This is a genomic window from Streptomyces geranii (assembly GCF_002954775.1).
GTDB lineage: Bacteria > Actinomycetota > Actinomycetes > Streptomycetales > Streptomycetaceae > Streptomyces > Streptomyces geranii.
Map to the genome: position 1 here is coordinate 14,530 of NZ_PJME01000005.1, position 13,816 is coordinate 28,345.

A 13,816-nucleotide genomic window follows, 5' to 3' on the forward strand; every position below is an offset into this window, starting at 1 on the left:
ACCGTCAGACCGTGAAGCGTCCGCCGTTGGCGAGGAGGACCGCGCCGACGAGGTTCGCGGCCTCGTCGCTCGCCAGGAACAGGGCGATGTCGGCTATCTCCTCCGGTGTGGCGTACGGGCGTACGCGCGGATCGGCGAAGCCCTGGCGCAGTGCGGCGGGGGTCCGCTCGGCCATGCCGGTCTCGGTCGGTCCGGGCGCCACGGTGTTGACGCGGACGCCGAAGGCGATCGCCTCCTTGGCGACGGACTGGCTCAGCGCGTGCGCGCCGGCCTTCGAGGCGGCGTAGTGCGGGTAGCCGGGCTGGGTGTCGAAGGCCGAGGAGGAGCCGACGGTGACGACGGCCCCGGCGCGCCGGGGTGCCATGACCCGCAGCGCGGCGCGCAGGACGTGGAAGGTGCCGTCCAGGTTGACGCGCATGACGCGCCGCCAGGCGTCGCCGCCGAGCCGTCCGGTCACCTCCGGGGGCCGGTTCCCGACCAGGGCCTCGGCGATCCACTCCTTGGCCGTGGGGTCGTCGACCCCGGCCGCGTGCACCAGCGCATCGAGCCGCCCGTGCCGTCGTACGACCTCGTCGAAGGCCCGGTCGACGTCGGCGGGCTCGGCCACGTCGACCGTCAGCGGGCGCGCCCGTGGCAGTTCTTTCGTCACGGCCTCGGCCGCGAGGCCGTCGATGTCCGCGGCGAAGACCTCGGCGCCCTGTGCGGCGAGCCGCCGTGCGACCGCCGCGCCGATACCGGAACCGGCGCCCGTGACGAGCGCGACGCGCCCCTCGAAGCGTCCGGCGTGCTCACCGCCCATGGGCGATCACCTCTCCGTCCTGCTCGATTCCTCGGCCGCACCCGTTCCTGAACTGACTTCATTTTTGCTACCGTCTCACGCATGTCAACAGGCGGGACAAGAGCGGTCAGGCTGACCAGGTGGGGCGGCCCACCGGTCATCACCGAGGTGCCACGGCCCGTCCCGACGGGCGAAGAGGTCCTGATCCGGGTGGAGGCGGCCGGCCTGTGCCGTTCCGACCTCCATGTCATCGACGCACGGCCGGGCAGCCTCCCCTACCGGACCCCGTTCACCCTCGGCCACGAGGTCGCCGGACGGGTGGTGGAGCAAGGCCCCCTCGCCACCGGCCCGGCGGTCGGCGAGCGGGTGGTGGTGTACGGCCCCTGGGGCTGCGGGAGCTGTGCCCGCTGCGCGGCCGGGGCGGAGAACTACTGCGACCGGCGCCCGGCACTGGACGCGGACCTCACCGGCACCGGGGCGGGACTCGGACGCGACGGCGGCATGGCCGACCTGCTGCTCGTGCCGTCCGGGCGGCTGCTGGTCCCGGTGGGCGAGCTGGCCGCCGTACAGGCCGCGCCACTGTCGGACGCCGGGCTGACCGCCTATCACGCCGTTGCCACGGTCCGGCACGCGACCGGCGACGGTACGAGTGTGGTCGTCCTCGGCGTCGGCGGGCTGGGGCATCTGGCCGTGCAGATCCTGCGGGCCACGACGACGGCCCAGGTGCTGGCAGTGGACGTACGGGAAGAGGCGCTCGCGCTGGCCGAGCGGTGCGGGGCGCACTTCGGGACGCTGCCGCGGCCCGACAGCGCGGCCGTCCTGCGGGACCGGACCGGTGGGGTCGGGGCGGTCGCCGTGCTGGACTTCGTCGGCAGCCGCTCCACGCTGGAGCTGGCGACCGGAGTGCTGCGGGCGGGCGGGGAGCTGGCCGTGGTGGGCAGCGGCGGCGGGGAGCTGTCGGTGCGCAAGCCCGGCGTGCTGCCTCCCGGGACGCGGATCTCGCTGCCCTTCTGGGGGACGCTGCCCGAACTGGAGCGAGTCGTCGCGCTGGCGCGCGAGGGGACCCTGAAAGTGGAGGTCGAGCGGTTCGCGCTGTCGCGCGCGCCGGAGGCGATCGAGGGGTTGCGCTCCGGCGGGGTGCGGGGGCGCGCGGTGCTCGTACCGGACTGATTCCCTCGGCCGGGCGGGTCCGACGGGCCCGGCGATCCGGCCGGAACCCGCGCCGTCCCAGCACACTCCTGTCGACCTCTCGACTCCAGAAGTGAGTTCAATTAGCGTCTTGTCCCACCTCGGGGACACGACAGCGGACAAAGGCGGTGGGCCCGCTATGGGTGCGGAATCAGTGGATCTTCTGGTCATCGGCGGCGGGATGGCGGGCCTCTCGGCCGCCGCCCGGGTGGCGGCCGAGGGCGGCTCGGTGATGCTGGTGGAGAAGGCGGAGCGGACCGGCGGCTCGGCCCGGTTCGCGGGTTTCGTCTGGACCGCGCCGACCCTGGAGGAACTGCGCCGGGTCAATCCGGACGGCGATCCGGAGCTGGCCGAGGCCCTGATCGACGGGTTCGCGGACGGGGTCGAGTGGATCCGGTCGCTCGGTGTGGAATGCCGGCCGCCGGTGCCCGTGCTGGGCTTCGGGCGCGGCCATCAGGTCGACACCAACCACTACCTCGACACCTGCGAGCGGTTGATCCGCGACCGGGGCCAGGAGGTGCTGACCGCCACGACGACACGCGCCCTCCTGACGGAGAACGGGTTGGTCAAGGGCGCGGAGTGCGTGCTGCCCGACGGCACCGCACGCCGGATCGAGGCGACCTGGACCCTGCTCGCCACCGGCGGTTTCCAGGGCGATCCGGCCCTGCGCGCCGAGCACATCCACCCGCAGGCGGCGGACATCGGCCTGCGGGCGAACCCGCGCAGCGAGGGCGACGGCCTCACCCTCGGCCGTACCGCCGGTGCGGCCTTCGGCAAGAAGGACGCGGGGTTCTACGGGCACCTCATGCCGGCCGGGGTGCCCCTGGCCGACACCTCACGCTTCGTCGACCTGGCCCTCTACTACAGCGAGCACGCGCTGCTCTTCGACACCACGGGTGAGCGCTTCGTCGACGAGACGGTCGGCGACCATCTGACCACCATGGCCCTGCTGGACCGGCCGGGCGCCCGTGGCCTGCTGGTCGCCGACGCGCGGGTGCACCGCGAGTGGATCAGCGCCTCGTACGTGGCGGGCATCCCCGGCGTGGACAAGTTCCAGCTCTGCCATCGCGCCGGTGCCCGCTGCGCGGTGGCGGAGAGCCTGGACGACTTCGCGGACATGCCCGAGGAGTGGGGCTATCCGGGAGCGGTGATCCGGGACCGCGTCAGGGAGTTCAACGCCACCGCGAGCGGCGACGGCACACCGGTACCCGGGCGGCTGCTCGACAACCGGCCGCTCGACGAGCCGCCCTTCTACGTCGTCGAGGCGGCCCCGGCGATCACCTTCACCTTCGGCGGCCTGCTCATCGACACCGAGGCGCGGGTGCTGGCCGCGGCCGACCCGGACGGGCACCGCCGGATACCCGGCCTGCTCGCGGCCGGGGCGGACGCGGGCGGGCTGTACCGGCGTGCCTACGCCGGCGGGCTCGCTCCCGCCCTGGTGTTCGGCCTGGCGGCGGCACACACCGCGCTCGGCGGGGCACCGAGCGCCGCCGGAAGCTGATTCCGGCCGGTCGCTCGAACAAATCCCGTGCACGAGGCTTGCCCGCCCGGCACCGGAGTGCCTAGCTTACTGAATTGAGTTCACTTTAACTCTGCGGCTCGTGAGGTGATCATGCTTCCTGTATGGGTGGCGCGAATGTGCCCTTCCCCGAGGGAGGGGCTGTGAGTCAGTTCCTGCTCGTCCTGGTCAGCGGTGTGGCCAGCGGAGCCGTGTACGGCCTCATGGGCCTGGGGCTCGTCATCATCTACCGGGCGACGGACGTCGTGAACTTCGCGATGGCCTCCCTGGCGACCCTGGGCCTGTACGTGGCGGTCTCGCTGCACGACCGGGGCGTGGCGACGGTGCTCGGCATCCTCGCCGCCGTCGCGATCACCGTGGCCGCCGGTCTCCTGGTCCGCGAGACGGTGATCAGGCCGCTCGGACAGGGCCAGCTGTTCTCCGCGCTCGTCGTCACGATGGGCGTGTCCCTCGTGCTGGAGAGCCTGGCCGGTTCGATCTGGGGCGACCAGCCGAAGGCCTTCCCCAACCTGGTCGACGGGACGGTGCGCTGGTCGGGTGCCGCCGTACCGGTGCAGAGCCTGGTGACGATCGCCGTCGCCGCCGTGGCGATGGGCCTGGTCGGCTATCTGTTCGCCCGCACCACGCTCGGCTCGGCCATGCGGGCGGTCGCGGAGTCGGCGGACACCGCCCGGATCGTCGGCCTCGGCGCCCAGCGCATCGCCCGGCTCTCCTGGGCCCTCGGCCTGGGTCTGGCCGCGCTCGCCGCCTGTCTGTACGCGCCCCGCTCCGGGCTGGTCCCGACCGCGCTCGTCGCCCCGCTGTTCAGGGCCTTCGCCGGGATCTTCCTCGGCGGCCTGACCAGCATGTACGGCGCTGTCATCGGCGGACTGACCATCGGCGTCCTGGACAACCTGGCGGCGAACTACGTCTCCGCCAGCTTCCGGGACACCTTCGTGTTCTCGTTCACCGTGCTGGTCCTGCTGATCCGCCCGCAGGGCATGTTCGGCACCCGCACCTTCCAGAGGGTCTGAGGGGTCGCATCCATGGTCTTCAACCGTTCCCTCCTGGCGAAGGCCGCCCTGGGCCCGGCCGCAGGCGCGGTACTCATGGCCTTCATGGCGTCCGGCGCCATCCCGGCCTACCAGATGTACTCGGTGGGACTGGCGGCCGTGTACACGATCGTCGTCCTGTCGGTCGGCCTGCTGGCCGGCTGGTCGGGCATCTGGTCGGTGGGCCACCCCGCGTTCTTCGCCATCGGCGCCTACTTCGCCGCGTACGGCAGCGGCCACGACTGGACCCTGGAGACGGTGGTCCTCGGCGCGGTCGCCACCGGCGCCCTGCTGGGCGGCTTCATCGGGTACGCCGGTGCCAGGTTCTCGGTGCTCTACATCGCCCTGCTGACCCTCGCCTTCACCACGGTCACCCTGGAGCTGATCAACCGCTGGAGCAGCGTGACCGGCGGCGACCAGGGCGTCCCGGTGCTGCAACTGCGCAGCGTCCTGGGCCTGGGCACCGTCCTGGGCGGCGGCACCGACGCGCAGTACCTCGCGGTGGGCGCGGCGGCCGTGGTGCTCGGCCTCGCGGTACCGGCCTCCGCCTCGGGACTGCGGATGCGGCTCGTGGCCGCCAAATCGCATCCGCTGGCCGCCCGTACGATCGGCATCGCGCCCGAGGCGCAGTCGGCGCTGTCCTTCGCGGTGAGCGGCGCGTGCACCTGCTTCGCGGGGGTGCTGCTCGGGCTGCTCACCGGGTTCGTCAGCCCGGACCCGTTCTCGCTGACCTTCGGCATCTCACTGATCGCGGCCTGTGTGCTCGGCGGGGTGGGCACCGTCGTCGGCGCGGTCGCGGGCGGCATCTATCTGACCTGGAATCCTTCGCTGTCCTCGGCGGTCGGTCTGCCGCAGCCGGTGGTGCAGGGCATCGTCCTGATCGCGGTGCTGCTCTTCCTGCCGGGCGGAGTGGTCCCGTTCCTCGCCAGACCCGCGCGCGCTCTCGTACGGCGGCTGCTGCGCCGGCCCGACGCCCGGCCCGCGCCCGCTCCCGAGCCGTCGGCGGACCCCGTGCCGCTGCGGCCCGCGTCCGACGGCGCCGTACTCCTCGAACTGGAGCACCTGTCGGTGTCGTACGGCGGGCTCAAGGCCCTGGAGGACGCCTCGCTGACCCTCCGTCAGGACGAGATCCTCGCCGTCATCGGGCCCAACGGGGCCGGAAAGACCACCCTGTTGAACGCCCTGTCGGGACTGACCGGCAACGGCCGGGTGAGCGGGACCGCCCAGTTCGCCGGACGTCCGCTGCTGGGCGCGCGGGCGACCGCGCGGCGGCGGCTGGGCATCGGGCGTACCTTCCAGCACGCGGAGGTGTTCTCCGAACTCACCGTCGCCGAGAACGTGTTGTGCACCCGGCGCCGGGTCACCGCCCGCGACCGCGCCGAAGTCATGCGGTTGCTGCACTCGGTCGGCCTCGCCGATGTCGCGGACCGGCGGCCGACGGAGCTGCCGTTCGGGCTCCAGAAGCGCCTCGACCTCGCCCGCGCGATGGCCGAGGAACCCAAACTCCTGGTCCTTGACGAGCCGTTCGGCGGCCTCGACTCGGCCGAACGGGCGCTGCTCGCCGGGCACATCAGACGGCTGCACGCGGCCGGCACCGCCGTGATCGTCATCGACCACGTCCTCGACGACCTGTTCTCCGTCGCCCACCGGGTGATCGCGTTCGACTTCGGCCGCACGATCGGCGGCGGCACCCCGGACACCGTCCTCCAGGACCCCAAGGTGCGCTCCTCGTATCTCGGCACGGTCGGCAACCGGGCCCAACTCCCGGAGCACGTAGGCGAACAGAGCATGCTGCGGCTGCGCGGTGTCGGCCATGTCTACGGCGGTGTGACCGCCCTGCGCGGTGTCGACCTCGACGTCCGCAAGGGGGTCGTGCTGGGGATCGCGGGCGCCAACGGCGCGGGCAAGAGCACCCTGGCCGGCATTCTGCACGGCTCTCTGAAGCCCGCGCACGGCGACCGGGAGACGGGCGGCGGCGTCCGCACCAGCCTGGCGCCCGAGGGGCGGGCCCTGTTCAAGACGCTGACCCTGCGCGAGAACCTCGAAGTCGCGGCGTACGCGGCCGGGATCACCGGCGCTCCGCTGCGCGAGCGGCTGACGGAGACAGTCGAGTGGCTGCCGCCCCGGCTGCGGGACCGGCTGAACGCCTCGGCCGCCGGGCTGTCCGGCGGGGAGCAGCAGATGCTCGCCATCGCCCGGGCGCTCATCGTCCGCCCGGACGTCCTGATCGTCGACGAACCCGCGCTCGGGCTGGCCCCGGCGCTGGTCGACGAGGTCTACGACCGGCTGGTGCGGCTGGCCCACGACGGACTGACCGTCGTGCTGCTCGAACAGCTCCTCAGCCGCGCCCTGTCCGTCTGCCACGAGGTCGCCGTGCTGCACGAGGGCGTCGTCGCGGCCCACGGCCGGCCGGGCGACCCGGACTTCGCGGCCCTCGCCGAGGCCGCCTACTTCAGCGGCGGCCTGGAGGCCGCCGCGACGGCCACGACCGCGGCGACCGCCGCCCGAGCCCCACAAGTGAATTGAAATCACGTCATGAACGAGCATGAACGAGGTGGATCGTGTTCCGGACAACCAAGAGATTTCGTCGCACCCTAGGGACCCTCGCGGTCGTGGCCGCCGTGTCACTGACCGCCAACGCGTGCGCCGACCAGGACTCCTCAGGCAGCGCGGGCAGCGCGACGGAGATCCACATCGGCGCGTGGCTCCCCCTCACCGGTGCCACCGCCTCGTACGGCGTGCCCGAGAAGGCGGGCGCCGACGCCTACTTCAAGATGATCAACGAGTCCGGAGGCATCAACGGCCGCAAGGTCAAGTGGACGGTCAAGGACAACGCGGCCGACCCGCAGCAGACCGTGCAGATCGCGCGTGAACTCGTGGGCCAGGACAAGGTGGTGGCCATCGTGAACGCGAACGGCACCTCCCAGGCGGAGGCCGCCTTCCCCTTCGTCCTCACCCAGTCCAAGGTCCCGGTGCTCAACGAGGTGGGCGGCAGCGAGTCCTGGTACGACCCGCCGCGCGCGGGCCTGTTCGGCACGCAGACCCTGTACGAGGACCAGGCCGCCGCCGTCGCCGCGTGGGCGGTGCAGGACGGCGCGAAGAAGATCCTCGTCGTGCACAGCGACCCGGCCGCCTTCGTGAACGTGGCCGAGCAGGTCGGGCCGGTCGCGAAGAAGGTGGACCCCTCGGTGGAGGTGGACCGGCTGCCGGTCAAGTACCAGACCACCGACTACACCCCGGTGATCAGCAAGGTGAAGGCCGCCAAGACCCAGGCGGTGATCCTGATCCTGACCTCCCCCGAGGCCGCCGCCTTCCTCAAGGAGGCCAAGCTCCAGGGCCTTGACCTGCCCACCTACGCCTACGCGCCGGTGGCCGCCGAGTCGACGGTCTCGCTGGCCAAGGACGCCGCCGAGGGCCTGAAGGCCGTGCAGCTGGTCAAGGCGCCCTCGGACCCGGACCCGGCGGTGGCGGAGTTCCGTACCGCGATGGCCAAGTACGAGCCCGGTCAGGACGCCGGCTTCCTCGCGCTGTGGGGCTGGAGCAACGCGAAGGTGTTCGCCCAGATCGCCAAGACCATCAAGGGCGATGTCACGTCCCAGGCCATCAGCGCGGCGTACGCGAAGGCGTCCTCCGTCGATCCGGGGGTGTCGCCGGTGATGAAGTTCAGCGCGAGCGACCATCTCGGGACGCGCAGTGTGCAGCGGGTGGAGGTGAAGAACGGCGTCTGGACGTCCGTCGGCGACTTCTACACGCCCCCGGCTCGCGGCTGAGCAACTCCTCCCCGGTGAGCGGCCGTTGAGCGCTCCCGGCCCCGGCGTCGATCCGCCGGGGCCGGGAGCGAGGGGGTGGGAGCACGGGGTCGGGCAAGCGGTTGGGCAGGGTGTCAGCAGCAGCGGCTCTGGGGGTGGGTCTCCCGGTGCCGGGTGCGCAGGACCTCGTACTCGCGCCGGGTCGGCACCGGGTCGTGCGGGTGGTGGTCGCGGCGGCGCTCGCAGTAGCGGTCGTACTCCGCCTCGCCGGTCAGCTCGCGCAGATACCAGCGCAGGTACCGGTACACGGCCCCGGCCCGCTGCCGAACCGTCATGAGCGGGTCCCCACCAGCGGCTCGGCGGATGCCTGCTCCGGCAGCTGGATGCGGGACTCGACGTACGGCGCCTCGGTCGTCGGGAGCGGGTCGGGCGAGCGTACGGCCCGGACGCAGACCACGGCCGCGTTGGCGATGACCACCGTGACCAGCAGCAGGAACAGGGCGATCAGGACGCCGTCGACCGTGGAGTTGGTGACCACGGTGTGCATGTCGTCGAGGGACTTGGCGGGCGCGATGACCTGGCCGGCGTCGATACCGTCGGCGTACTTGGCGCGCTGGGCGAAGAAGCCGACCCTGGGGTCGTCGGAGAAGATCTTCTGCCAGCCCGCGGTGAAGGTGATCGCGACCACCCAGGCGAGCGGAACGCCGGTGACCCAGGCCCAGCGCAGTCGTCCTGACTTGATCAGTACGGTCGTGCAGACGGTGAGGGCGACGGCGGCGAGCAGCTGGTTGGCGATGCCGAAGAGGGGGAAGAGCTGGTTGATTCCGCCGAGGGGGTCGGTGGCGCCGGTGTAGAGGAAGTAGCCCCAGGCAGCCACGACGATTCCGCTGCACAGCCAGATTCCGGGCTTCCAGTTGACCCGGCCGATGGGCTTCCAGACGTTGCCGAGCATGTCCTGGAGCATGAAGCGGCCGACCCGGGTGCCCGCGTCGACCGTCGTCAGGATGAACAGGGCCTCGAACATGATCGCGAAGTGGTACCAGAAGGCCTTGAGGGCGGTCCCGCCGAAGACCCCGGAGAAGATCTCCGACATACCGACGGCGAGGGTCGGTGCGCCGCCGGAGCGGGCGATCAGGGTCTGTTCCTCAACTGCCTTGGCAGCCTGGGTCAGTTGGTCGGGGGTGATGGTGAAGCCGAGGCCCGCGACCGCCTGGGAGGCGGACTCGGCGGTGGTGCCGAGGAGTCCGGCGGGGGCGTTCATCGCGTAGTACAGGCCGGGTTCGAGGGTGGCGGCGGCGATCAGGGCCATGATCGCGACGAACGACTCCATCAGCATGGCGCCGTAGCCGATCATCCTGACCTGCGACTCCTTCTGGATCAGCTTCGGCGTGGTCCCGGAGGCGACCAACGCGTGGAAACCGGACAGGGCGCCGCAGGCGATGGTGATGAAGAGGAACGGGAAGAGCGACCCGGCGAAGACCGGCCCCGCGCCCGAGGAGGCGAAGTCGCTCACCGCCTCCGCGCGCATGACGGGCGCGGCGACGATGACGCCGACCGCGAGGAGCGCGATGGTGCCGATCTTCATGAAGGTGGAGAGGTAGTCGCGGGGCGCGAGCAGCATCCACACGGGGAGCACGGAGGCGACGAAGCCGTAGCCGACCAGACAGAAGACCAGGGTGGTCGGGCTGAGGGTGAAGGTGTCGGCGAGCGAGGAGTTCTGGATCCAGCTGCCGCCGACGATCGCGAGCAGCAGCAGGGCGACACCGATCAGGCTGGTCTCGACGACGCGTCCGGGGCGTACGACGTGCATCCAGAAGCCCATGAACAGGGCGATCGGGATGGTCATCGCGACCGAGAAGGTGCCCCACGGTGAGTGGGCGAGAGCGTTGACCACGACCAGGGCGAGCACCCCGAGCAGGATGATCATGATGGCGAACACAGCGATCAGCGCCGCCGCGCCACCGGCCTTGCCGATCTCGTCCCGGGCCATCTGCCCGAGCGACTTGCCGTCCCGCCGCATGGACAGGAACAGCACCACCATGTCCTGCACCGCCCCGGCGAAGATCACACCGGCGACGATCCACAGGGTCCCGGGCAGATACCCCATCTGGGCGGCGAGCACCGGTCCCACCAGGGGCCCCGCGCCCGCGATGGCCGCGAAGTGGTGGCCGAGGAGGACCCGGCGGTCGGTGGGCTGGAAGTCGACACCGTCCTCCAGGCGTTCGGCAGGGGTGGCCCGGCGGTCGTCGGGCTTCAGTACGCGCCGGACGACGAAGCGGGAGTAGAAGCGGTAGGCGATGGCGTACGAGCCGAGGGCGGCCACCACCAGCCAGACCGCGGAGATCTCCTCGCCCCGGGACAGCGCGAGGACGCCCCAGCCGACGGCCCCGACCAGGGCGACGGTCGTCCAGAGCAGGATCGAGCGCGGGCTCATCCGGGAGGACCCCGACGGCGGTTCCGGCGGGCCTTCCGGTGCCGGGAGAGCGGATTCGGGCATGGCTGAAGCGGACATGGCGGCTCCTCACCTGACGGTGACGGGTGAACGGCGATGAGTGAAGCTGGGGTTGGGCTGGGGAGCGAAGGTTGCGCGGCTCGGCGAAGGGGACGTCGGCGGTGGGCCGACCCGGTCAGGGGTCGCGCCCTTCCTCCCTGGTCAGCGCGTAGGCGGCGAGCAGGCAGAGCCCGCAGCCCGGCACCCAGGCGAGCTGGTACCAGTAGAAGAAGGGCATCCCGGCGAGCTGCGGGCGCGCACCGGCGTACCAGGGGACCCACAGCAGCCCGGCCGCGGGCGCCAGGAGCAGCAGGGCGACGACGACGCGCCGTAGCCGTCGGTGTCCGGTCCGTGCCATGACCTGTGCTCCCTTCCCGCTCGCTGTGGGTCTGTGCAAGAGTTGCCCACTCGCCGGATGTGGTTGACAGCGAATTTCGTGAAGATTTCCCGTCGGTTCCCTGTCCTCCGAAACGGCCACCCGCGCAACTCTCCGGCGAGGGCTACAGGCACACCAAGGACGGTGACCCATGGCGGACAGCGCCATGACCGCGACGTTCCTCGCCGTGATCGGCGGGGCGTCGCTGCTCGCCGTGACCGCGCGCCGCCTGCGCCCCAGCGACCGGCTGCCCTCGCTGGAGGGCTGGGCACTGGCCGACCGCAGCCTCGGCCCGGTGTGGACCTGGCTGCTGCTCGGCGGCACGATCTTCACCGCGTACACCTTCACCGCCGTCCCCGGACTGGCGTACGGCAATGGCGGGTCTGCGTTCTTCGCGGTCCCGTACACGGTGATCGTCTGCCCGCTGGCCTTCGTCCTCCTCACCCGCCTGTGGGCGGTGGCCCGGCGGCACGGCTACATCACGACCGCCGACTTCGTGCGCGGCCGGTACGGTTCGCCGCCACTGGCCCTGGTGGTCGCGCTGACCGGCATCCTCGCGACGATGCCGTATCTGGCGCTGCAACTGCTGGGCATACGGGCGGTGCTGACGGCCGGGGGCCTCTACCCTCGGGGCGCCGCCGGGGACCTGGTGATGGTGGCGCTGTTCGCGGGGCTCGCGGTGGCGACGTACCGGCACGGGCTGCGCGCGCCGGCCGTCATCTCGGCGCTCAAGGCGGTGGCCGTCTTCGTGTCGCTGACCGCCGTCTGCTGGCTGGTGCTCGACCGGTTCGACGGCCCCGGCGCGGTCTTCGACGGAGCGGCCCGCCGACTGGGCGGCACGGACGCCGCCCACTCGCCCCTCCTCCTCTCCCCCGAGCAACAGCCCGCCTACGCCACGCTCGCCCTGGGCTCGGCCCTGGCCCTGCTGATGTACCCGCACGTCCTCACCGCCGGTTTCGCCGCCGACAGCACGCGCACCATCCGCAAGGTCGCCGTGTCACTGCCCGCGTGGACGGGGCTGCTGGCGCTCTTCGGCTTCCTCGGCATCGCGGCCCTGGCTGCGGGGGTCCAGGCCCCGGAGGGCGGTGCCGAGGCGGCCGTCCCGATGCTGGTCGACGAGTTGATGCCGGGGCCGCTGGCGGGTCTGGTGTTCGGCGCGATCACCGTGGGGGCGCTGGTCCCGGCGGCCGTGATGTCGATCGCCGCCGCCACCAGCTTCGTACGCAATGTGTACGTCGAGTACGTGCACCCAACTGCCACGCCCAAGCGGCAGGTGCGCATCGCCAAGGCGGTGTCGCTCACGGCGAAGGTGGGGGCTGTCGCCTTCGTGTTCGGGCTGCGCGACCAGGACGCCGTGAACCTCCAACTCCTCGGCGGCGTCTGGATCCTGCAGATCTTCCCGGCCGTCGCCGTCGGGCTCTACACCGGCCGACTGCATCCGCGCGCGCTGCTCGCCGGGTGGGCCACCGGTATGGCGGTCGGCACGTTCATGGTGGTGCGCGAGGGCTTCTCGTCCATCGTGCCGTTCGGCGCCGGCGACCAGCCGCTCCAGATCTACGCCGGTCTGGCCGCCCTTCTGCTCAATCTGGCCGTCGCCGTCCTCGGCACGGCGGCCCTCGAACGCCTCGGTGTCCCACGCGGCGCCGACGCGACCGACCTGCCGTCCCGCCTGATCGTCAGGCGGCGCCCCGAGACGGGAGTGAACAACCCGTGAGACGCAGACAGCCAACCAGCCTGCCGGTGCGGCCACCGGGGCCCGCCGCCCTGACCGAACCGGCCGTCTCCTCGGCAGCCGTTCCCCGGCCCGCCGCCTCGAACGAGGTCCTGGCGCCCGTGGTGGGCGATCCGGCCGACCTCGAACGCGAGGCGGCCCTCGCCAGCCTGTTCGAGCTGCACTACTCCTCGATGCTGCGACTGGCCGTCCTGCTCGGCGCCGACGACCCGGAGAACGTGGTCGCCGAGGCCTACTACCAGCTCTACCGGAAGTGGCGCCGACTGCGGGAGACCGGAGCGGCGGAGGCGTATCTGCGCTCCACGGTGTGCAATCTGACCCGGATGCGCATACGTCACCTCCAGGTCGCCCGGCGGCATGTGGAGAACCCGCCCCCGCCGGACGACTCGGTCGCGTCCGCCGAGAGCACCGCTCTCCTCCATGACGACCAGCGCGTACTGATCGGCGCCCTCCAGCAGTTGCCCGCCCGGCAGCGGGAGGCGCTGGTCCTGCGGCACTGGCTGGGCCTCAAGGAGAGCGAGATCGCCGCCGCGATGGGGATCTCCTGCGGCTCGGTCAAGACGCACACCGCACGCGGCATCGCCGCTCTCACCCAGGCGATGGAGACACGGCGATGAACAACGATCACTTCACTGAACAGGACCGCATGGAACGGGAGTTGCGGGCCGCCCTGGAATCCCTGGCCGGCGGAGTGAGTGCCGCTCCCACCCCCGACACCTACCGCACGGCACGCGGCGACTGGCTGCGCCGGGAGCGACGCCGCCGGCTCGTCCTCGCCGTACTGATCGCCGTCGTCTTCACCTTCGCCACCCTGATCGGCCTGTGGGTCCTCAACCACGCCCCGTCCGAACCGGGGGTCATCTTCTCGGGCACCGAGGGCCCGGTCGTGCCGGGTGGGGTGTCGGGGGTCGCGCCCTGATTCGCGCCCCAAAGGGGCGCAGGCAACCGCGCG

General features: G+C 71.9%; 12 protein-coding genes. 8 read left to right on the forward strand and 4 right to left on the reverse strand.

Annotation, left to right across the window (positions count from 1 at the left end; genetic code table 11):
• Window positions 1-4: 4 nt before the first annotated feature.
• The gene (locus tag CW359_RS09045; RefSeq protein ID WP_105969297.1) at window positions 5-799 is read right to left on the reverse strand and encodes an SDR family NAD(P)-dependent oxidoreductase; all 795 of its coding nucleotides are present in this window, start codon (window positions 797-799) and stop codon (window positions 5-7) included.
• 81 nt (window positions 800-880) lie between these two features.
• On the opposite strand from CW359_RS09045, the gene CW359_RS09050 reads away from it, so the two are divergent.
• The 5 genes from CW359_RS09050 to CW359_RS09070 all read left to right on the forward strand — a co-directional run bounded on the left by CW359_RS09050 (window position 881) and on the right by CW359_RS09070 (window position 8,286).
• Window positions 881-1,948: an NAD(P)-dependent alcohol dehydrogenase gene (locus CW359_RS09050; protein WP_105969298.1), complete on the forward strand. Its 1,068-nt coding sequence runs from the start codon at window positions 881-883 to the stop codon at window positions 1,946-1,948.
• A gap of 157 nt (window positions 1,949-2,105) precedes the next feature.
• On the forward strand, window positions 2,106-3,467 hold the full coding sequence (locus CW359_RS09055) for an FAD-dependent oxidoreductase (protein WP_105969299.1): 1,362 nt from the start codon (window positions 2,106-2,108) through the stop codon (window positions 3,465-3,467).
• A 161-nt stretch (window positions 3,468-3,628) separates the two neighbouring features.
• Window positions 3,629-4,498, forward strand: a complete 870-nt coding sequence (locus tag CW359_RS09060) for a branched-chain amino acid ABC transporter permease (protein WP_105969300.1) — start codon at window positions 3,629-3,631, stop codon at window positions 4,496-4,498.
• Window positions 4,499-4,510: 12 nt separating this feature from the next.
• On the forward strand, window positions 4,511-7,042 hold the full coding sequence (locus CW359_RS09065; protein ID WP_105969301.1) for a branched-chain amino acid ABC transporter ATP-binding protein/permease: 2,532 nt from the start codon (window positions 4,511-4,513) through the stop codon (window positions 7,040-7,042).
• An 86-nt stretch (window positions 7,043-7,128) separates the two neighbouring features.
• Entirely contained in the window at window positions 7,129-8,286 is a 1,158-nt protein-coding gene (locus CW359_RS09070; protein WP_232838314.1) for an ABC transporter substrate-binding protein, read from the forward strand.
• Window positions 8,287-8,399: 113 nt separating this feature from the next.
• Here CW359_RS09070 and CW359_RS09075 read toward each other — a convergent pair whose 3' ends face one another.
• From CW359_RS09075 to CW359_RS09085, 3 genes are all read right to left on the reverse strand, one after another.
• Window positions 8,400-8,600, reverse strand: coding sequence for a YbdD/YjiX family protein (locus CW359_RS09075; RefSeq protein ID WP_105969303.1), 201 nt, complete (start codon window positions 8,598-8,600; stop codon window positions 8,400-8,402).
• Window positions 8,597-10,777: a carbon starvation CstA family protein gene (locus tag CW359_RS09080; RefSeq protein ID WP_105969304.1), complete on the reverse strand. Its 2,181-nt coding sequence runs from the start codon at window positions 10,775-10,777 to the stop codon at window positions 8,597-8,599. The genes CW359_RS09075 and CW359_RS09080 overlap by 4 nt, the downstream gene beginning before the upstream one ends.
• Window positions 10,778-10,892: 115 nt before the next feature.
• Window positions 10,893-11,114, reverse strand: coding sequence for a DUF3311 domain-containing protein (locus CW359_RS09085; protein WP_105969305.1), 222 nt, complete (start codon window positions 11,112-11,114; stop codon window positions 10,893-10,895).
• Window positions 11,115-11,283: 169 nt separating this feature from the next.
• Here CW359_RS09085 and CW359_RS09090 point away from each other — a divergent pair, with 169 nt between their 5' ends.
• The 3 genes from CW359_RS09090 to CW359_RS09100 are packed head-to-tail and all read left to right on the forward strand — an operon-like array spanning window position 11,284 to window position 13,783.
• Window positions 11,284-12,846 carry a sodium:solute symporter family protein gene (locus tag CW359_RS09090; RefSeq protein WP_105969306.1) on the forward strand — a complete coding sequence of 521 codons (1,563 nt, stop codon included), beginning with the start codon at window positions 11,284-11,286 and terminating at the stop codon, window positions 12,844-12,846.
• On the forward strand, window positions 12,843-13,481 hold the full coding sequence (locus CW359_RS09095; RefSeq protein ID WP_198655154.1) for a SigE family RNA polymerase sigma factor: 639 nt from the start codon (window positions 12,843-12,845) through the stop codon (window positions 13,479-13,481). The genes CW359_RS09090 and CW359_RS09095 overlap by 4 nt, the downstream gene beginning before the upstream one ends.
• Entirely contained in the window at window positions 13,478-13,783 is a 306-nt protein-coding gene (locus tag CW359_RS09100) for a hypothetical protein (protein WP_105969307.1), read from the forward strand. The genes CW359_RS09095 and CW359_RS09100 overlap by 4 nt, the downstream gene beginning before the upstream one ends.
• Window positions 13,784-13,816: the final 33 nt, after the last annotated feature.

Excerpts from the sequence above, each read along its gene's own strand:
- CW359_RS09045 (WP_105969297.1), bottom strand. The coding sequence starts at position 799 with ATGGGCGGTGAGCACGCCGGACGCTTCGAGGGGCGCGTCGCGCTCGTC.
- CW359_RS09050 (WP_105969298.1), top strand. The coding sequence starts at position 881 with ATGTCAACAGGCGGGACAAGAGCGGTCAGGCTGACCAGGTGGGGCGGC.
- CW359_RS09055 (WP_105969299.1), top strand. The coding sequence starts at position 2,106 with ATGGGTGCGGAATCAGTGGATCTTCTGGTCATCGGCGGCGGGATGGCG.
- CW359_RS09065 (WP_105969301.1), top strand. The coding sequence starts at position 4,511 with ATGGTCTTCAACCGTTCCCTCCTGGCGAAGGCCGCCCTGGGCCCGGCC.
- CW359_RS09075 (WP_105969303.1), bottom strand. The coding sequence starts at position 8,600 with ATGACGGTTCGGCAGCGGGCCGGGGCCGTGTACCGGTACCTGCGCTGG.
- CW359_RS09080 (WP_105969304.1), bottom strand. The coding sequence starts at position 10,777 with ATGTCCGCTTCAGCCATGCCCGAATCCGCTCTCCCGGCACCGGAAGGC.
- CW359_RS09085 (WP_105969305.1), bottom strand. The coding sequence starts at position 11,114 with ATGGCACGGACCGGACACCGACGGCTACGGCGCGTCGTCGTCGCCCTG.
- CW359_RS09090 (WP_105969306.1), top strand. The coding sequence starts at position 11,284 with ATGGCGGACAGCGCCATGACCGCGACGTTCCTCGCCGTGATCGGCGGG.
- CW359_RS09100 (WP_105969307.1), top strand. The coding sequence starts at position 13,478 with ATGAACAACGATCACTTCACTGAACAGGACCGCATGGAACGGGAGTTG.